General features: G+C 39.9%; 14 protein-coding genes. 3 read left to right on the forward strand and 11 right to left on the reverse strand.

Features of this window, described 5'->3' with window-relative positions:
* Nucleotides 1-55 precede the first annotated feature (55 nt).
* From FHS59_RS13675 to FHS59_RS13690, 4 genes are all read right to left on the reverse strand, one after another.
* On the reverse strand, nt 56-1,348 hold the full coding sequence (locus tag FHS59_RS13675; protein WP_184495826.1) for a Zn-dependent hydrolase: 1,293 nt from the start codon (nt 1,346-1,348) through the stop codon (nt 56-58).
* Between the two features lie 267 nt (nt 1,349-1,615).
* On the reverse strand, nt 1,616-2,617 hold the full coding sequence (locus FHS59_RS13680) for an acyl-ACP desaturase (RefSeq protein WP_184495828.1): 1,002 nt from the start codon (nt 2,615-2,617) through the stop codon (nt 1,616-1,618).
* Between the two features lie 216 nt (nt 2,618-2,833).
* Nucleotides 2,834-3,718 (reverse strand): SMP-30/gluconolactonase/LRE family protein, encoded by an 885-nt coding sequence (locus FHS59_RS13685; protein WP_184495830.1) that lies wholly within the window; start codon nt 3,716-3,718, stop codon nt 2,834-2,836.
* A 7-nt stretch (nt 3,719-3,725) separates the two neighbouring features.
* Complete coding sequence (locus FHS59_RS13690) at nt 3,726-5,456, reverse strand: alpha/beta hydrolase-fold protein (protein WP_184495832.1); 1,731 nt, start codon at nt 5,454-5,456, stop codon at nt 3,726-3,728.
* 172 nt (nt 5,457-5,628) lie between these two features.
* Here FHS59_RS13690 and FHS59_RS13695 point away from each other — a divergent pair, with 172 nt between their 5' ends.
* Complete coding sequence (locus tag FHS59_RS13695) at nt 5,629-6,879, forward strand: dipeptidase (RefSeq protein ID WP_184495834.1); 1,251 nt, start codon at nt 5,629-5,631, stop codon at nt 6,877-6,879.
* A 52-nt stretch (nt 6,880-6,931) separates the two neighbouring features.
* On the opposite strand, the gene FHS59_RS13700 is transcribed toward FHS59_RS13695, so the two are convergent.
* Nucleotides 6,932-7,441, reverse strand: coding sequence for an ORF6N domain-containing protein (locus FHS59_RS13700; RefSeq protein WP_184495835.1), 510 nt, complete (start codon nt 7,439-7,441; stop codon nt 6,932-6,934).
* 258 nt (nt 7,442-7,699) lie between these two features.
* Here FHS59_RS13700 and clpB point away from each other — a divergent pair, with 258 nt between their 5' ends.
* Complete coding sequence (gene clpB / locus FHS59_RS13705; RefSeq protein ID WP_184495837.1) at nt 7,700-10,318, forward strand: ATP-dependent chaperone ClpB; 2,619 nt, start codon at nt 7,700-7,702, stop codon at nt 10,316-10,318.
* A 207-nt stretch (nt 10,319-10,525) separates the two neighbouring features.
* On the opposite strand, the gene FHS59_RS13710 is transcribed toward clpB, so the two are convergent.
* Nucleotides 10,526-10,930: a carboxypeptidase-like regulatory domain-containing protein gene (locus FHS59_RS13710; protein ID WP_184495838.1), complete on the reverse strand. Its 405-nt coding sequence runs from the start codon at nt 10,928-10,930 to the stop codon at nt 10,526-10,528.
* A gap of 274 nt (nt 10,931-11,204) precedes the next feature.
* Between FHS59_RS13710 and FHS59_RS13715 the strand changes: the two genes are divergently transcribed.
* The gene (locus tag FHS59_RS13715) at nt 11,205-11,387 is read left to right on the forward strand and encodes a CPXCG motif-containing cysteine-rich protein (protein ID WP_184495840.1); all 183 of its coding nucleotides are present in this window, start codon (nt 11,205-11,207) and stop codon (nt 11,385-11,387) included.
* A 1-nt stretch (nt 11,388) separates the two neighbouring features.
* Here the strand turns inward: FHS59_RS13715 and FHS59_RS13720 are convergent, their stop codons facing one another.
* From FHS59_RS13720 to FHS59_RS13740, 5 genes are all read right to left on the reverse strand, one after another.
* Entirely contained in the window at nt 11,389-11,793 is a 405-nt protein-coding gene (locus tag FHS59_RS13720) for a carboxypeptidase-like regulatory domain-containing protein (RefSeq protein WP_184495842.1), read from the reverse strand.
* Between the two features lie 63 nt (nt 11,794-11,856).
* The gene (locus tag FHS59_RS13725) at nt 11,857-14,091 is read right to left on the reverse strand and encodes a S9 family peptidase (RefSeq protein WP_184495843.1); all 2,235 of its coding nucleotides are present in this window, start codon (nt 14,089-14,091) and stop codon (nt 11,857-11,859) included.
* A gap of 128 nt (nt 14,092-14,219) precedes the next feature.
* Complete coding sequence (locus FHS59_RS13730) at nt 14,220-14,576, reverse strand: carboxypeptidase-like regulatory domain-containing protein (RefSeq protein WP_184495845.1); 357 nt, start codon at nt 14,574-14,576, stop codon at nt 14,220-14,222.
* Nucleotides 14,577-14,662: 86 nt separating this feature from the next.
* Nucleotides 14,663-16,840 (reverse strand): DUF5916 domain-containing protein, encoded by a 2,178-nt coding sequence (locus tag FHS59_RS13735; RefSeq protein ID WP_184495847.1) that lies wholly within the window; start codon nt 16,838-16,840, stop codon nt 14,663-14,665.
* 88 nt (nt 16,841-16,928) lie between these two features.
* Entirely contained in the window at nt 16,929-19,325 is a 2,397-nt protein-coding gene (locus FHS59_RS13740; protein ID WP_184495849.1) for an outer membrane beta-barrel family protein, read from the reverse strand.
* Nucleotides 19,326-19,445 lie beyond the last annotated feature (120 nt).

The following is a 19,445-nucleotide window of genomic DNA, read 5'->3' on the forward strand; positions in this document are numbered from 1 at the left end:
TTGATGTCTATACATTAAATGGAGTTTGAATCTAAAAAGTTTACAAGATTCGATTTTATTTTAGTTGCTTGTCTATGCTCAAAATAGACTGTAATAACACATTTGCTCCATTGGCGATATCCTCTGGAGTGGAAAATTCCTGAGGGGAATGACTGATTCCGTCTTTGCTAGGGATAAAAATCATTCCTATTGGAGCGAATCGAGCCATTTCCTGAGCATCATGTCCTGCTCCACTTGGCAAATAGGTGCTACTAAGTCCGAGTGATTTGGCAGAGTTTTCAATGATTTTTTGAATTTCAGGATTTGCCAAAGCTGGCTTACTTGCTACTTCGATATGATTAATACTTAGCTCGGTATTGCTCTCCGCTGCAAGTTTCTTTGCTCTTTCCTCAATCTTTTGATACACCATCTGGATTTTTTCCGAGGACAAATCTCTGATCTCCACATTCACTTTTACTTCGCCAGGAATGACATTTCCAGCTCCGGGAAATACATCGACTTTGCCGACAGTAGCTACTTGTGCTCCTTCAAAAGAATTGACGATTTCATTGACTGCTAGAATCAATTTTGCAGCAGGAAGCATAGGGTCTTTTCTCATATTCATTGGCGTGGTTCCAGCATGATTAGCAAAACCCTTGAAGGTAAATTCATACCATTCTATCGCTACAATTCCTTCTACAACTCCAATATCTATCCCCTCTCGGTCCAGGTTTCCACCCTGCTCAATGTGTAACTCCAGAAAAGCAGCTACGTCCCCAGAATTCCTTTTCAATTCGGCAATTCGGTCTGGGTTTCCGCCAACAGCTTTGATTCCTTCAAACTGAGTCAAACCGCTAGAACTTTTCACTTGTAAAGCTTCCTTGGTGAGCTGACCAGCTAATGCCCTACTACCTACGACTCCACCTTCCTCATTAGTGAAAATGATGACTTCCAGAGGATGCTGGGTTATTTGATTATTTTCTGTCAAAGTCTGAACCACTTCGATCGCGCTCATCGAACCAACAGGTCCGTCATAATCTCCACCATTGGGAACCTCGTCGATGTGGGAGCCAAAAGCAATTGGTTTCAGATTGGGGTTTGACCCAGCTTTTTTGCCGATTAGATTTCCTGCGAAATCTGTAGAAACTTCTAACCCGGCCTTCGTCATCAATTCTTTTACATATTTCCTCGCTTCAATATCATATTTGCTAAAAGCTACTCGATCCGAGCCTCCAGCTTCATTTTTCCCATATGTTGATAGAGTCTTGAGCGTTGAGTTAAGTCGGTCTTTATTGACTTTGATGTCTGTTTGTGGGAAAGCATTTCCAAAAAATGTCAGAGTCAAAAGAAAAGTGAAAAGCTTTTTCATACCTATTGTTTTTCTTTCAATTTCAAGAATTCTTTCAATTGTTCAAACTTTTAAAATATCAGGTAACTCTTTAAAAAAGCAAAAGGTACTTGGGAGTATTGAGGAATAGATAGGGCGTCGTATTTTCCTTCATTTAAATAAATCTAAATCTGTGTGGGATCTGCGTAATTTCCTGCGTCAATCTGCGGGAAACTATAGAAATGTCATAAAAAAAACCTCTCCGAATTCGAAGAGGTTTTCCCAATAGGTTTGCTATTTGAGAGTTAATTATTTTAACCATGCGAGTTGAACATCATCTGGAGCTTTCATTCTGTCCGCTACGCGCATGTATCTTTCTGCTAATTTTGATAAGTAGATCTGAGCTTTGGATGCTACATCATTTAAGCCGGTCAGGCTTTCAATTTTCCAAAGGCTTACCAAATGTTCGATGATTCGAGCATAATCCCATCCTGTGTAAATCCCCACTTTCTGAGTGATTTCTGAGAATCTTGTATAGATAGAGGGATTTGATCCGCCTTCACCCATCAAGACTGCAGGCATCACAATTTGCTTTTTCATCATCTTTTCAAAAGCCAAAATCGCTCCGTTTGGATCGATCTCAAAAATCTGTGACATAAAGGACTTGTAAGCCTTTTCATGTCTTGCCTCATCTCCAGCGATGGTCTTGCAAATTCTGGAAAGAACAGGATCTCCAGCTTTATCAGCTAGTTTTCCAGTATTCACATGAGATATTTTGGTAGCTCTTTCCTGAAAGGAAGTATAGATCATGGCTTGATACGGATCGCTTTCAGATTTCGGATCAAAGCCATTGGTCAATAATCTATGGATGGTGATTTCAACTGCCTTCATATCTACCCTTCCAGTCATGTAAAGGTATTTATTCAAAAGGTCTCCATGTCTATTTTCTTCAGCAGTCCATGCTCTGGACCATCTAACCCAGCCTGATGGAGAAACTAAACTTCTTTCTTCATTGATTCCTTCTAGGAGGTTGAAATAAGTCTGATAAGATGGCAGAGCCTCTTCTGTAATCATATTTCCCACCAAAGAAGTAAGTACTGTGTCGGGAATCCCTTCGGCTCTTTTTTGTAATAATTTAATTTCTTCGTGAATATCAGGATTGCCAAAATCAGGCAAGAAATCTGTAGGCTGCCAGCAAGTCTCTGGATCAACCAAAATATTGTCTACCGCATCCGCCACAAAGCCATCAATTTGGCTGATGACCTCCATGTTTTTCTCCAGTTCGTAATCTATTGGTTTTGAGTTTTTCATGATTGAACTTCTTTATTTGAAGTGTTTAGAGTCCGTCTTATAGTTTTAAATCAATTAAACTAAGTCGGTACTCTTATCTAACGGGTAATTCGCTTACAAGATACGGACAAATTACCAGATTAAATCGAAAGAAACCCGATACCTGTTTTCGGTTTCTTTGAAAATAAAATGAAAAAAGCCTCGAAAATGAGGCTTTCCGATTGAGTTTGAAGTTTTTTAATAGTCTAATTTATAAGCTACCACCTTATTTTTCATAAATGTTGGTACCAATACAAGATTTTCTTCTGGTATGAATCCGACGTCGGCAGTGTTTGATTCTTCAGCTTTTGTGTCAAGTAGAAGCGTTTGACCATCTCCAGAAACGAAATAAATCTCACCTACCCATTTTGATGCAACGTAATTTCCATCTCCCAAAATGATCAATCCATCACCACCAGTAACTGTGGTGTTTAGCATAGTTGAACTTCCATCTGCATTGAACATTTTAAGACCTGATCCATCCAATCCATATATCTTTCCATCAGAACTTACAGCCACGCCATTCAAAGAAGCATTTCCTTCAGAAACTGTAGAAACGACACCCTCATCTAGTACATGAAGTAAGCCTTTATTCATCCCGGTAAAATATATTTTGCCATTGTAAGCAGCTGCATCATTCAAGAATTCAGCTCCTTCAACAGGATATTTGTTGGTGATTTCTCCAGATTCAAGATCGATTTCTACCAATTCATCAATATCTGTTACATACAATTTGCCATCAGAAATTGCCATTCCTTTTGGGGCATTTAGACCTGTAACCCATTCCTGATTGACAATTGTGCCATTTTTATCCAAAATAGAAATGGAACCTTTTCCATCCTTATCGGTTGGCGTTCCTTCAATGTTTGAAACATATAAATTTCCTGTGTTCGCATCATATAACACCGATTCGCAGGTTGTTAAAGTTGCAGGGGTTTCCCAGACTTTAGTGAGGGTAGGAGTTTTTGCATCTTCTACCACCATTTCTTCGGTAGATGCTTCTTCGGTCTTTTGAGGGCTGCATTGTGCAAAAAGGAATGCTGCCGAAAGGCCAAATAAACTTGATTTAATTAGAGTTTTCATAGTGTGATTAATTTTTGGTTAGTGTCCAGTTTTGTTGATTAAATGATGCTGGGGCGGTTTCTTTTAAACGATCTTCGATTTTATCCAAATACATCGTGTTGTATCGTAATCGGGTAATGTAGTTAGGAAGGTTAGGGTCACCGTTCCAGCAATGTTCTGCCCGGTCACCATATGCAACTTCTCCGCCGTAATAAGGTTTGTCGGTTTGCTCTAAAAATGTTTCAGTAAGGTATACTGCATTGTTTAGATAATAGTTATCCATATCACCGCAATAGATGTTTACTTTCCCTTCTAGCTTCGGTCCTAAAGTTTCCCAGTCCCGCTCCATGATGTAGCGAAGATCGTAATTCTCCCGCCAAAATTCAGCAACAGTAGGATCAATTTCCCCAGTCTTTTTATCCCAGATTGGTTTGGGATATCCATCTTCACCTACCGGTGAATAAACTGCCTGCCAAATATCAAATTGCTCTCCAGAGCGAGTTTTTGGGCCTCCAATGGCCAATTCCCTGTGATTCATATCTTTTACCATGGCAGAAACATGCCCTAAATAATCTCTATGTCCCGGGCGTAGGGTTTTTCTGAATTCTCCTTCCTGGTAATAAGCATTTTTATCATCGTAAAGATTAATAGTAGTAAAAGCTCGAAAGTCAATTGGATCGGGACAGGCTGCAAAACATCCATTATACTCTTCTGGGTAAAAAACCTGGGCTGCCAAGGCTTCCCATCCTCCCGTTGAACCACCATAAAGAAATCTGGACCAGCCTTCTCCTATACCGCGAAATTGCTTTTCGATATAAGGAATCAGCTCGTAAGTCAACGCATCTCCATACGGACCGAGATTTTCTGAGTTGACCGCATAGCTGTCATCATAAAATGGATTTGCGTGCTGGATTTCTATGATAATAAACCTCTTGAAATCCGGGGAGGTCCATTTTTTATAGAAGTCGTAAGCTTCCTGCTCTTGCATTTTTTGGTATCCATAGATTCCAAATCTTGCAGAATAGTCATCTTCCAGCAAATCAGGATCTGGTGGGATTGTTCGAAATCCTCCAAAGTCATCCGGGAAATGCCCATGAAAAACCATCAATGGATAATACTGATTAGGATTTTCATCAAAACCTTCAGGAAGTAGCACATGTGCGCCGAGATAAGTGTCCATCCCCCAAAACTTCGAAAGAAGTTCCGATTTCATTTTGATATGCTTGATGTATTTGCTGTCTTCCGGTTCTTCCACGGGTGGAATTTCCTGATTTATTGTGAGTTGAATCGTTGCCCCTTTTGTCCAATTGAAAGGTATGGCCTCGGAATAAATATTTCCAGGAGTATTGGCCCATTTTCTACCTTCTCCCTTGTCCATGGCTAATTTTACAGTATGGCCATCAGACCTAGTGAAAGTCTCATATTTGATGATGAAAGCCTGCATGACATAGTTTCCTTCCGCTAAGTCTTTCAAGTTTTCGATTGGATATCCAAAGCTGGACGTATCCAGTTTTATGACATCACCTGGAGTAAAATTTTCTATGTCCATCCCGAAAACTTGGGCAGTAGAAGCATCATCTGAGATGGAGAATCGGGGCTCTTTTTCTTTATCCGAAGAGAATATCATTAAGAGTCTGCCATCAGTCAGGCCAGCTTCAAGTTCAGGACTAATTTTGATACTTACTGGGGAATTTTCAATGGGTGGTTTACAAGCCCAGAAGAGGCAAATGATTAAAATGAAATTGAGTAATTTTTTCATGAGTAGGTGGTATTTCCTTTAAAAGTTAATGATAAAGGATGGAAAGTTTTGTAAAGTGGTGTTCAAACCCGTTCAAATCAGAATTATTTTTCATGAATTTCCCATTTATGGATTTTTTTTCAACAACTCAGCAAAACAGAGTATCTTTCATTTTTATAAACCACCAACACAAATGAAAAAAAACTATTCCTACCTGCTTTTAGGATTGCTGGCCTTTGCCTGTCAACCAAAAGAAACTACCCCAGATTACACAGCGATGAGCGACGATGAGCGTCTCAAAGTAGCTACTGAAATGGCTCATAATACCATCATGGTAGATGGTCATGTGGATCTACCATACAGGATGAAAGTCGGAGGATTTACTCTTCAAAGAGAAATTCTGGATGTGTCTGTCAGAACAGATGGAGGTAATTTTGATTTCCCTAGATCCAAAGAAGGAGGCTTAGATGCTCCATTTATGTCAATTTATATCCCTGCTGGCAACCAACAGACTCCAGGAGCTTCTAAAGCTTTGGCTGACTCATTGATCTTAATGACAGAGCGACTGGCGGAAACTTTTCCAGACAAATTCGCCATGGCATATAGCCCAGCTGATATTGAAGCAAATTTTGAAGCAGGAAAAATCTCCCTTCCAATGGGAATGGAAAATGGCGCTGGATTGGAAGATGATATCGCTAATGTGGAATATTTTCACGGAAGAGGAATTCGATACATCACGCTGACTCATGGTAAAGCAAACCTGATCGGAGACAGTAGTTATGATACAGTTAGATTGTACAATGGTCTAAGTGAATATGGAGAACAAGTTGTCAAAGAGATGAATCGAGTTGGAATCATGGTTGATTTGTCTCACGTTTCTGATGATACGTTTAAAGATGCTTTGGCCATTACAAAAGTTCCTGTGATTGCTTCACACTCTTCAGTTAGGAAGTTTACTCCCGGTTTTGAAAGAAACATGAGTGATGAATTGATTCAGGCAATGGCAAAAAATGGAGGAGTGATGATGATCAATTTTGGAGGATCATTTATTGATTCCGCATATTCAGCAGGAAGTACCGCAGTTAGAGAACATTTAGTGAATTGGTTAGCAGAAAATAATTTGAGCAGAAGTGATTCAGCAGCGCAGGCATATATCGCTGAATATACTGCTGCTAATAATCCTTTCCCAACGGTTCAACGAGTGGCAGATCACATTGACCATGTAAAAAACCTTGTAGGTATAGACTATGTGGGATTGGGTTCAGATTTTGATGGAGTAGGTGATTCTTTGCCAACTGGCCTGAAGGATGTTTCTATGTATCCAAATATAATAGCAGAGCTTCTAAAAAGAGGGTATTCTAAAGAAGATATCGAGAAAATCTGTTACAAGAATGTTTTCCGAGTATGGAAAGCAGTTGAAGATTATGCTACTGCCCAGAAATAAATTTTCCCTATAAACCTTTATACCGGACCCTGTTTCTTAAATGAAACAGGGTTTATTTTTTAAACCCAATCTGATTTCTTTCACCTAATGTAGGCTTTAAAAGTTCTTCTATCATTTGATAGATATGATTAATGTGTTGATTTTGATTTGATTCAGCATCTTGCAGTGCTTGAATTTTATCCTGTAATTCGGAATAGTTTAAGGTCCATTCTCGGATTTTCACGAAAATTCTAATTATAGAGATGTTGACCTGAATGGCTTTTGGACTATTAAGAACTGAAGAAAGCATGGCTACGCCTTGTTCAGTGAAAACATATGGCAAGGTTCGACGACCGCCCCAACTTGAAGTCGCAATTTGCGACTTCAAGTTTCCCCATTCTTCAGTTGTAAGCTGAAACATAAAGTCTTCGGGGAATCTGTCTATACTTCTTTTGACTTGCTCATTGAGTCTTTTAGTTTCTACACCATACATTTCTGCCAGATCAGAATCCAACATAACCTTTTGGTTACGGATCTTGTGGATAAGTTGGAGTACTTGTTCCTCGTTTAAAAGTTCATTCATGGATTTCTCTGAAAAAATGCAAATCAATATAGAAAAAAAATTTGCCTCTAAATGTACAATATGTCGTAAATCAACCCTTATCCGAATAAAATTCTGTCATAATTTCCGTTTTGACCGTGAAAACTTCAATTTTCCAGCCATTGTGGCCGAAAAAAGTAATTGGAAGTAGTTTTGATATTAGAGGGGAGATGCTTGAGGTTTAAAATGAATCTCTGCACCACAATTTCTAAATTCAGACAACACTAATAACCAACTATAATGGACTTTAAACAATATACTATCAAATCTCAGGAGGCGATTCAAAAAGCGGTGGAGTTGGCATCAGCTGCCGGACAGCCGAATATTGAGCCATCTCACTTGCTCAAAGGGATCTTCTCTGAGGATGAAAATGTAACTGACTTTTTATTTAAAAAGCTCGGTGCAAACAAGCAGTTGCTCAATCAAAAACTGGATGAGCAATTGGAACGCTTACCAAAAGTAAGTGGAGGACAGCAACCGTACTTAAGCAATGCCGCCAACCAAGTCCTGACCAAGGCAAAAGACTATCTCAAAACATTTGGGGATGAATATGTGGCTATTGAACATTTACTCTTAAGTATACTGGCGGCAGGAGACCCTTCATCAAAGATTTTGAAAGATCAGGGGATTGCTGAAAAGCCTTTGATCGAAGCAATAAAAGAACTGAGAAAAGGCAATAAAGTGACTGATCCAAACGCAGAAAGTAAATACCAGGCATTAGAGAAATACTCTAAGAACCTGAACGAAATGGCCAGAAAAGGGAAGATTGACCCTGTGATTGGCCGTGATGAAGAAATCAGAAGGGTACTTCAGATTTTGGCTAGAAGAACCAAAAACAACCCGATCCTACTAGGTGAGCCTGGCGTGGGTAAAACAGCGATTGTGGAAGGTTTAGCACAGCGAATTGTATCTGGAGATGTTCCCGAAAATCTAAAATCCAAGACGTTGATCTCTTTGGACATGGGCTTGCTGGTAGCAGGAGCCAAGTATAAAGGTGAGTTTGAGGAGCGGTTAAAAGCAGTAATCAAAGAGGTGACTGATGCAGAAGGAGAAATCATCTTGTTTATTGATGAGATCCATACGTTGATCGGTGCCGGAGGTGGTGGCGAAGGCGCCATGGATGCTGCCAACCTGTTGAAGCCTGCTTTGGCTAGAGGTGAATTGCATGCAATCGGAGCGACTACCTTAAAAGAATATCAAAAGTACATCGAAAAGGATAAGGCTTTGGAAAGAAGATTCCAGGCTGTCATCGTTGATGAGCCAGATGCTGCCGATGCGATTTCGATCTTGAGAGGTATCAAGGACAAATATGAATTGCACCATGGAGTGCGGATCAAAGATGATGCGGTGATTGCAGCAGTAGAGCTTTCTCAGCGCTACATTTCTGACCGATTCTTGCCGGATAAAGCCATTGACTTGATGGATGAAGCGGCAGCTAAATTGAGGATGGAGATTGACTCTTTACCTCAGGAGCTTGACGAATTGAATCGAAGAATCATGCAGTTGGAAATCGAGCGTGAAGCGATCCGAAGAGAAAAGAACAAGGACAAAGAAACTGTTCTTAGCAAAGAATTGGCTGAGCTTTCTGAAAAGAGAGACAGTGTTAAAGCCAAATGGGAAAGCGAAAAAGCTGTCATTACCGGTATTCAAAGAGAAAAAGAGCGAATTGACAACTATAAACTGGAAGCTGAGCAAGCTGAAAGAGCTGGGGATTTTGGGAAAGTAGCCGAGATCAGATATGGTAAAATCGGAGAAGCTGAGCAAAAGCTAGAGTCTTTCAAAAAGCAATTGGCAGAAATGCAGGCAGGTTCGCCTCTGTTGAAAGAAGAGGTAGATCAGGAAGATATTGCGGCTGTAGTTTCTAAATGGACTGGAATTCCGCTTTCCAAAATGATCCAATCTGAGCGCGAGAAGTTGTTGCACTTAGAAGAAGAATTAGGAAAGCGTGTAGCTGGGCAGAAGGAGGCGATTACCGCCTTGTCTGATGCGGTGAGAAGAAGTCGTGCAGGTTTGCAAGATCCAAAGAGACCTATAGGTAGCTTTATCTTTATGGGAACCACAGGTGTAGGTAAAACCGAATTGGCGAAAGCATTGGCTGAATACCTCTTCAATGATGAGAATGCCATGGTAAGAATAGATATGTCTGAATATCAAGAAAGACATGCCGTCAGCCGATTGGTGGGAGCGCCTCCAGGATATGTTGGGTATGATGAAGGTGGACAATTAACAGAAGCAGTGCGAAGAAAGCCTTACTCTGTGATCTTATTGGATGAGATTGAAAAAGCGCATCCAGATGTCTTCAATATCCTCTTGCAGGTCTTGGATGATGGACGATTAACAGATAATAAAGGTCGAGTAGCAAGCTTTAAAAATACGATCATCATACTGACTACCAATATTGGTTCTCACTTGATCCAAGAGCGATTTGCGGAAATCGAAGAGTGGAACAAAGATGAGGTGATGGAAAAGACGAAGCAAGAAGCTTTTGACTTACTGAAGCAAGCTGTGCGCCCTGAATTCTTGAACAGGATCGATGAAGTGATCATGTTTGAGCCTTTAAACAAGAAGATTATCCGGAAGATTGTGGATATCCAATGGAGAGAAATTCAAAAACGATTGGCTGAGGCAAATATCGAAATCGAAGCAACCAAAGAAGTCTTGGATTATCTAGGAGAGGTTGGGTTTGACCCGAACTTTGGAGCAAGACCTTTGAAGAGAACCATGCAAAGATTGGTATTGAATGAATTATCCAAGCAGATTTTGTCTGGATATATCAAAAACGATTCTGCGGTATTAGTGGATTTGGATGCAGATAAGCAGGTTTATTTCAAGAATATCGATGCCCCTGTGGAAGTGTAAAAAATAGTAATTCGGTAAAACCCTCGGAGAGTTTAGGCTTCGAGGGTTTTTTTATGAATGTTTATGATCGGGTTTAGTGCAAGTTTGAGTTTTTTCTGATTTGAAGGCTCCTTTAACTCTTTGCCAAAAATTGGGTTTTATGTAAATGATCTCACCCATTAAATCAACCTCGTCTTCTGATAATAGGATTTCGCCTAATTGAACAGGCTATTGGGTATCGTAAATAGTAATTTCCTTGGGCTTATATCCAATAAATGTAAGGGATAGTATTAATTTTTGACTGGTCACAGAATCAGGAACTTCTAGTTCAAAATTCCCATCAAGATCGGCATTTGTACCTGTTCTGAACCCTTTTAATAAAATGGAAGTCCCGGGTAAGGGTTGTATTTCATTAAAATAAGAACTAATCACTTTCCCTTTAATTGTTCTTTTGGTTTTTGATGTGTTATCGTTTTTTTTATTATCCAGATGATGAATAGGTGTTTGCTCTATAGATGCTTGTACCGGTGTCTGAGAAAATGCTGGCAAAGAAATTCCGGTGATCCCAATAAATCCTATAATCCATAATGGAGAAAATTTAGATTGTTTGAAAGTGATTTTTTGTTGCTTCAATTGATTTGGCTTGAAAATTCCACAGCTTTTACCTGAGTTAGTTAAAAAATAATCCGAAATCTCATTAGGACTCATAGTTCTGAAGTCCATCACTTCTTTTTGGCATGAACGACAAAAGCCTCCATTTTCAGTTTTTGAAAAATTGTCAAATCGCTGAGAGCAAGGGTTTGGTATCTTTATAATTTCTTTCATTTATTGAAAATAAGAATTATATACCAAAAAGCTAGTTTTAAAAAAGGTTCTTAACTTTTGGAGAAGCTTTAAAAAATAATCTATGCTCGAACACTTTTTCCAATGTCCTTATTGCCTAGCTGAAATCTCCATGTTGGTAGATCCCTCAATATCGTCACAAAAGTATATCGAGGATTGCGAGGTTTGCTGTAATCCAATCGAAGTTCAAATCACCATTGAAGAAAATGAAATTGTGGCCTTCGAGGCTAATTCAATTGAACAGTAGGCTATTTGGCCGACTTTGTTAAAATGATTTTGCCGAGATTCTTCGGTAATTTTTTAGTGTTTACTACGATTTCTTGGGTCTCATAATCAATCATTGAGATTTTGAGAGTTACCTCTTCCTGATCAAAATTCTTTAAATCGATATAAAATTTCCCACCTATATCAGTTACCGTTCCTGTGGTAGTATCCTTCACCAGGATAATCGCGCCTGGAATAGGTTTTTTATCCGCTGACAGAATGAGACCTGTGGCTATTTTGCCTTCCATGGCTACTTCTTTTTCAGGCGCAGCATTAAGTGAGGAAGCAGAAAAGATTAGCACTCCAAGAATTAAACAAACAGCAGTGACTACACCTATTTGTAAATTCCTGAGATAAATTTTTCGGGAGTTTTCCAATGTGTTTTTCATATTGTTACGAAATTTTAATAACAATATGATATAATTAGTTTTAAAATCCTAATTACCTGAAAATTAATTCACTGGCGTATGCTCCATTAAATAATTTGTAAGTAATGTATATAGATGAAGTGAGGTTCCTGTTCCCTCATAAATCCCATGTGACCTATTAGGATATGGCATCATCTGGAATTGCTTGTTGTGTTTGATCAACTCATTCATGAGCATTTCTGCTCCTTGGTAATGCACGTTATCATCGCCAGTTCCATGGACAACCAATAAATTACCTTCTAAATTTTTGGCATAGGTGATCGGAGAGCCATTGACAAAGTCCTCCATATTTTCCTGAGGAAGCCCCATGTAGCGCTCTTGGTAGATATTATCGTAAATCAGCTGATTGGAAACTGCTGCCACGGACATACCAGTCTGATACACTTCAGGGAATTTAAACATCAGATTCAAAGTCATAGATCCACCGCCGCTCCATCCCCAAACTGCCACTCGGTTTTCATCCAGATAAGGAAGTTTTAACAACTCTTTGGCTGCCAAGCCTTGATCTTGAGCATTGATTACTCCGATTTTTCTATAAATGATTTTTCTCCAATCGCTTCCTTTCAGAGTAGGTGTTCCACGATTATCCATGTCGATAATGAAATAACCTTTTTGCGCCAGCATAATATTGAATAATCCCACTTGCGTATCAGTAGCTACAGTACTCCAAGGTTCGCCATAGACGTGGAATAGCACCGGATATTTCTTCGATTCATCAAAATCCACCGGATAGATGACCCGTGCATCCATAGTTACTCCTTCAGAGGTAGTCACAGTGGTAAACTTGATTTCAGGAGTTTTAAGAGAAGCCAGTTTGGCTTTGTAAGCCTGATTCTCTACCAAAGTTTTCAGCACCTCATGCTTTGGCAAAGAGACCAATCTCGTGGTCAAAGGATCTGAAGTGCTTTGATGATTATGTACCGCAAATTCACCGTTTGGAGCGATATCATAAGTATTTACTCCTTCGAAAGCCTCTGGAGTCACTCGTCGAAGTTTTCCTTTGCCAGCTAAATTAATGGCGTACAGATAGCGCTGGGTGGCATTTTCAGGAGAAGCGATAAAGAAGACTTCTTTGTCAGAAAGGCCTCCAAAAGAAGCCACATCGTATTCTCCAGGAGTGAGTAAGGTCTTGTTACCACTTGCGATATCTACTTTATAAAGATGTCTCCAGCCGTCAGTTTCGGTCAATCGTAGAAATGCATTTCCATCATCTACCAGCGGCAAACTATTATCGCTCCAACCATATCTGGATAGGTCAGGATAGGCCAAATCCACCCAAGTCTTTTCAGTTTCTACATAAACCTTCTTCAGTTCTTCATTGGAAGGTTTATAGGTCCAGATCGTCAATTGATTTTGCTTTCTGTTCATCTGCTGAATCAAGAGTAGATCTTCATTGATCCACTGCATACCTGGTAAGTAATTTTCTTTTTCTCCACCGGGAATCGGAAGCCATTTTGTTTTTTTAGAAGCGATGTCGATTAGGCCAATTTTTGCTCCTGCAGGTTCTTCGCCCACTTTTGGGTATTGTAAAGGAATCGGTCTGGAATAGACTGAATCCGTATTGTTGATCATGTAAAAGGTTCCGATTTTGGAGGCATCGATTTGCCAAAAAGAGATGAACTTGGCATTTGGGCTCCAAGCAAAACCATCCCGCTTTCCAAATTCCTCTTCGTAAGCCCAATCAAACGTGCCATTGATGATTTTGTCAGTCCCATCGGAGGTCAATTGAGTGACTTCTCCTGTTTTAAAGTCCTCCAAGTATAAATTGAATTTCTGAACATAAGCGACTTTGGAATTGTCTGAAGAGAACTTAGCAAACATCAAAGAGGAAGATTCAAACTGTGTCCCCAACTTCTTCAGAAGTTTTGTGTCCAGATCATAAACGTAATAGTCTCCTTTAGTATTCGATCTCCAGACCCTGCTGGAATTGGTGAAAATCAAGACCTTGCTACCGTCTTCTGAAAGGCTGAAAGATTCGATTCTTATGGGCTTTCCATTGCTTTGCAAAGCAGATCCCGGAACGAAAACACTTTTCTCTAAACTTTTGCTATCCCATCTTGCCAGTCCATTATCGTTCTCAACAGTGACATAAGCCGCACCATTTTCTATCCATTGAATCGGCTGAAGCCTTTCTTGACTGAATTCATTGGAAGCGTAGATTCTCTCCAGTGTGAGAATATCAGAAGTTTGGGCTTGGATGCTTTGAGTGAAAACAGAAAAAAGGATTCCTAAAAAAAGGAGGTGATGGGGACGTCTCATGATGATCTTTGGGATATGATGTTCTCAAAAATAAAAGAATATCCCAAGACTTCTCATAGAAGGTTAATCCAAAAGAAAAACAGGTCAATTTGACCTGTTTATTAGAGTTGGATATTTAGTTTTTATAGCTATTCTTCAAAAGCTCCATCACTCATTTTTATTTGCCCAAAGGACATCGGTAAATCTTTAAGTTCCACCTCCACAGATTTATTTGCATGCTCAAAATGACCTAACACTAAGGTTACTTTCTTTTCTGTTATAAGACTGAGGTCCAACTCAAAAAAACCATTTGCATCGCTTACTGTGCCTTTTGTAGTTCCTTCAACAAGAACGGTTGCTCCTACAACTGGTAGTTTGTTTTTATTAACTAACTGTCCTCTGACAACAGGATTTGACGGCGGTTTCATTTGAGCGTTTGCTTCATGGATTAAGCCAAAACTCAAAATCAAGATAAATGCACAGGAAAAACGAAGTAATTGAGACATGTTCATGGATAGTATATAAAAGTTAACAGAACTAATTAACTAAATATATCGATTCGATCCAAGTAGTTGATTTTAAAACAATTGGATTATAGATTCCACCAATAAGTAAATTTCAATACCACAGATCTGTTCTTAGTGTAAAATGGAGCTGGTAAATAGTTATCCGTATAGACTAAGAAAATGTCTGATGCGGGTTTAAATCTCCATTGAAACCTCGTGTTCAGGTTAATATTTTCTATCTGTTCATTGTATTGGACAAATGCCGTGAAGAAAAGCGTATTGGTCATCGTGACATCCACTCTTGGTCCCACCAACCAAAAGTTGGTATTGTACCAAGGCTCAGGCAAATGAATGGAATTATAATTGGCGCTTAAGGCAATGCTGACATAGGGTTGAAACCTGTAGCCGATATCTGCAGTAACATTATATCGCTTGCCGTCCGCATAATATCCGCCCAATCGGGTAGTAAAGGCATAGGTAAAGACACTTTGTGGCTTGGAAGTAAACTCTGCACCTGTGGCGTACCATTGATGCTCAGTTCCCCTAGCAAGTGTATCACCGCTGTAATTTGTCGGGTCAAATGGGCGCTGAAGTAATACATAGTCTGTAGAAACCCAAGCCTGGAAGGTGCTTTGACTTCTCCATTTAATGTTATAGGCAAGAAAAGTGGTGTTATCTGTTTTCTCACCATCTGTATTGAAGAAGTAACGTACCCCAACTTTAGGGCCGTGATTCAGGATTTTTTCACTTTTTGGGAAAAACAAGTAACTCGCTTCTTGATTGATTTTATAAAATCCGTTTCTAGGAACGTAGCCCACTTCTGCGGTATAATTTTTAGAGACATATTGATGTTCCCAGTTCCAAGTCAGATTTCCGGAACTGTATTTCAAGTTTGCTGCATGGACAAATCCATCGCCAACCTGGTTAGGAGCAAAGCTCTTCATAAACATGGCTTTTCCAGTCCATAGATTGTTGGAAGAAGCCAAGTTGTATTCCAGTCCAGCATTTCGATTGAATTGGGAATAAATGGGTTGTTCCGCATCAGGGTCAGGGTTGTAGTTCAGAGACTGCTTGTTGATAAACATCCCGGTTATATTGGATCTGGCACCAACTTGTCTCTGTAAAGCAAAAACGGTAAAGTTTTGAGAAGGTAATCCGTCTTCCTCCACTTCTCCGGTTTGCATGTTCATTGCCCCGATCCGCCAGTCTTTATTGATTTTTCCGCTCAATCTTGCTCCAAACTGAATAGGTGCATTTAAGCCAATTCTTCTGGAGAAAAACGGCCGGATCGTCTCGTATCCAAAGCTGGCAAAGAGATCTCCATTTTCCAGAAAGAACTGCCTTCTTTCGGGAAAGAACAATTCAAATCGATCCAGATTTGTGACCTGCCTATCCACTTCTACCTGTGAAAAATCAGGATTCACGGTCAGATCCAAATTTAGAGAGGAAGTCAAACCGATTTTAGCATCCAGGCCTACTTCTCTTCGATATTCCGTATCGCCATTACCTGAAATATCTTTCTTGATTCCTCCCAAAGCGTAGGGAATTACTGAAATATTTGCACCTGTCTGTGGAGGCGCCTGATCCCAAATTAGCGAGCCTGTATAAGCCAAAGATGCAGAAGGGAACTGACGGGGAACGGGTGCCCATCCTGACTTTTCGGTGGTTTTCAGATCCAATCTCGAAAAGTTAATTCCCCATTCAGTAATTCCTTTTTTGTATCGAATTGATTTGAATGGGATCGCTGCCTCAAAAACCCATTTGTCATCGTAGTTGGTGACTTTTGATCGCCATTTATTATCCCAACTCAAATCCACACTACCTCCATTATACATAATGCCATCCCATTGCGCTCCGGCAGCATTAGCTCCAAATGAAAATCCGTTTGTTTGGTCGTCAAATGGATCCATGAAAAGCAGGAAGTTGTCGTTTTTGCCAAAGCTGAAATCCCGTCGAAGCGACTCGACCATATATGGGCCTTCCACGGCAAGAAAATTCTCCACCAATAAATAGAGATTTTCATCGTCATAAGTCATCCTGACATCCGTTCGAACCCGCGCAAAACTGGTGTCCATCGGAGTAATCATAAAGAAGTCAGTTGCTATTTCTGCATCTTCCCAAGCTTGTTCATCAATTGCTCCGTCGATTAGAATTTCTGAACTGGCTTTTTTGATATGAAGCTGATAAGCAGCATTGATTTTCTGTGCAGATAAATAGAATGAATTTGCAATACCAAAGAGCAAAAAAAGAATGAGTTTACGCATGGGATTACAATACTTAAGAATTGGGGTTCATTGATGAAGTTATGAGGAGAAAATGTTTGTTCTCTAATCTGGCTTAAATTTCTTAGCCTTATTGCTTTAATCGATAGCTCAGGGTTAGTATTAACTGTCTTCTTTGGTACTGTGAATTGCCTTCTGTAAAGAAATTTACTCCTTCGCTGATGTATCTGTTTCTTCGGGAATTGAAAATATCGGTAGCATTGAAAACCAAATTTCCTCTGTCTTGAAACACACTTTTGCTGGCGGAAAGATCCATAAAGAATATTCCTTTTCTAACTCCTTGAACAGTCTTTTGTCGGGCATCATAATTTGCCCGAACTTGAATATCGAACCCTTCTGCCACTGTAAATCTGGATGTCTGGCGGAATAACCAAGAAGTCGTTTTGGTTTCGTAGCCATTTTGGAAATTGGTACCATCAATTCTAGCGTGGAAGAAATTCAAATTGAAGTCTATTTTCCACCAGTCACGGATCTGATAGTCACTAGTAAGCTCAACCCCAAATGAGTTTTCTCCATTGAGGTTATAGGGCAATGTTCTGGAGTTACCATTCTCATCTACCGTGCGAAGTCGCTCTATTTTGTCATCAGTACTTCTGTAATAAACTGTCGTAAATAATGTTCCTTGATCAAAGTACTTGATGTGGCCTAGCTCGAATGCGTTAGTGTATTCTGGATTAAGGTCTGGATTTCCACTGAAAAAATTCCTAGCGTCTGATAGTGTGACATAAGGACTGAGGTCATTGTAAACTGGTCTTCGAACCCGGCGGCTGTAACTGACTTGAAAGGCATTTTCGGTTGAAATATTATAGGTCAGGTGTGCACTTGGGAAGAGGTTGGTATAATTTCTTGGGTTCACTTCATTCGTTTCTTCCAGTGTGGTCTTTACATCGGTGTACTCCACACGCAGTCCACCTTGGTAGCTCCATTTTCCTGAAGTGTTCCCTACTATTCCATAGGCTGCCAGGATATTTTCATCGTAAAGAAAAATATTATCCAATCCAGGCACAGGTTCAAACTCACCACTTTCATTTTCTTCTTCTACCAGGTAATCATTTTTCATTTCCCGGAAACTTGTCCTGAATCCCGTTTCAAATTTTCCTTCTTTGGCAAAAGGCTGAACATAATCCAGCATGGCTAAGTATTGGTTTTCGTATTCGTCATTTAAGGAAGTTTGGACCAAGGAGGAACCTGCTATGGAGGTGCCATTTGGCAAATAGGAACTTTGGGTAAAGGTCTGGTCAGAATTCTCCCAATAATTCAGATAAGTTAGTGTTCCGGTCAGTTCATGACCTTTCCGTTCAAAGCTTTTCTTGTAATTCATGGAAATTTCAGAATTAGGCTCTTGCTCTGTTTCGTCTTGATTTCTCAGAGTATAACCTTGAAGGTTTTCAAGGGTGTTCCATGAATCCTCATAGCGGATATCGGTATTTCTATGTGCATCAGATCTTCTCCATAGGTAGGAAAGCGTAAGGATACTATTTTCGCTGAAATAGTAATCTAAGCCTCCTCTGATGTTATTGTTCATACTTTTTACTAAACCTTCATTCGTTTGATTGAGGATAAAAGTGGTGTCTTCACCGTAAGTCTCCTGATAAAGTTCGCCTACATTTGGTGAGTGTCGGTAAGTAAGTCCGTAGTTGATAAACCAATTGATACGCTTATGGCGGTAATTCAGGTTGGCGGTAAAGCCCAGATTGGTAGGAGTTCCGCCTACTACCTCAAAGGAGCCATTGAAGCCCTGATTGTTGTCTTTTTTCAGAATAATATTGATCACCCCAGCCATTCCTTCTGCCTCGTATCTTGCCGAAGGATTGGTGATTACCTCTACCCGTTCGATCATATTTGCTGGCAATTGTCGGAGCCCCGCACTACCTTTAAAACTAACCAGCCCAGAAGGTTTTCCATCGATCAGGATGCGCACATTTTGCGATCCTCTAAGACGAACATTTCCTTCAGGATCCACTGCAATGGAGGGGAGGTTCATCAGAATGTCACTGGCATTTCCTCCAGCATTGGCAAGATCTTTTCCTACATTGAAAATTCGCTTGTCCAGCGAAAGCTCCATGGTTGTTTTTTCTCCCTGCACAACCACTTCTTCCAAATCACCAGCAGTAGATTCTAATTCTATAGTCTCTAAATCCACCTTATTGTTTTCTCTGGAAAAAGCAATTACCTGAGTCTTATGCGACTCAAACCCCATAAACTCTACCAATGCATAGAAATTCCCAAAAGGTACATCAACGGAGAATTTCCCATTTTCCTCAGAAATCCCGCCGGCGACTAAACTATCTGATGGAGAATAAATAGCTACAGAAGCAAAACCAAGAGGATTTCCCGTTGATTTCTCCTGAATTGTTCCTGAGAGTTTGGCTTTGTTCTGCTGAGAAAATCCAGAGAATCCCGTCAGAACGAAAAGTAAAAGGAAAGCAATAGGTTTTCCTGAATTGATCTTTTGGAAAAGATTCATGGTACTTGGCTAGGTTTGAGTTTTGGGTCAGTTCCAAATCATCTGTTGGATAAGGAAATAGGTGTGAAAAGATATTCTGAAAAATTGGTGTTTTCGGTATAAAAATGACTAAAGGCAAAA

The organism is Algoriphagus iocasae, assembly GCF_014206875.1.
In the GTDB taxonomy this organism is placed as follows: Bacteria; Bacteroidota; Bacteroidia; order Cytophagales; family Cyclobacteriaceae; genus Algoriphagus; species Algoriphagus iocasae.

Excerpts from the sequence above, each read along its gene's own strand:
- FHS59_RS13735 (WP_184495847.1), bottom strand. The coding sequence starts at position 16,840 with ATGCGTAAACTCATTCTTTTTTTGCTCTTTGGTATTGCAAATTCATTC.
- FHS59_RS13690 (WP_184495832.1), bottom strand. The coding sequence starts at position 5,456 with ATGAAAAAATTACTCAATTTCATTTTAATCATTTGCCTCTTCTGGGCT.
- FHS59_RS13725 (WP_184495843.1), bottom strand. The coding sequence starts at position 14,091 with ATGAGACGTCCCCATCACCTCCTTTTTTTAGGAATCCTTTTTTCTGTT.
- FHS59_RS13715 (WP_184495840.1), top strand. The coding sequence starts at position 11,205 with ATGCTCGAACACTTTTTCCAATGTCCTTATTGCCTAGCTGAAATCTCC.
- FHS59_RS13685 (WP_184495830.1), bottom strand. The coding sequence starts at position 3,718 with ATGAAAACTCTAATTAAATCAAGTTTATTTGGCCTTTCGGCAGCATTC.
- FHS59_RS13680 (WP_184495828.1), bottom strand. The coding sequence starts at position 2,617 with ATGAAAAACTCAAAACCAATAGATTACGAACTGGAGAAAAACATGGAG.
- FHS59_RS13695 (WP_184495834.1), top strand. The coding sequence starts at position 5,629 with ATGAAAAAAAACTATTCCTACCTGCTTTTAGGATTGCTGGCCTTTGCC.
- FHS59_RS13675 (WP_184495826.1), bottom strand. The coding sequence starts at position 1,348 with ATGAAAAAGCTTTTCACTTTTCTTTTGACTCTGACATTTTTTGGAAAT.
- FHS59_RS13720 (WP_184495842.1), bottom strand. The coding sequence starts at position 11,793 with ATGAAAAACACATTGGAAAACTCCCGAAAAATTTATCTCAGGAATTTA.
- clpB (WP_184495837.1), top strand. The coding sequence starts at position 7,700 with ATGGACTTTAAACAATATACTATCAAATCTCAGGAGGCGATTCAAAAA.
- FHS59_RS13730 (WP_184495845.1), bottom strand. The coding sequence starts at position 14,576 with ATGTCTCAATTACTTCGTTTTTCCTGTGCATTTATCTTGATTTTGAGT.
- FHS59_RS13700 (WP_184495835.1), bottom strand. The coding sequence starts at position 7,441 with ATGAATGAACTTTTAAACGAGGAACAAGTACTCCAACTTATCCACAAG.
- FHS59_RS13740 (WP_184495849.1), bottom strand. The coding sequence starts at position 19,325 with ATGAATCTTTTCCAAAAGATCAATTCAGGAAAACCTATTGCTTTCCTT.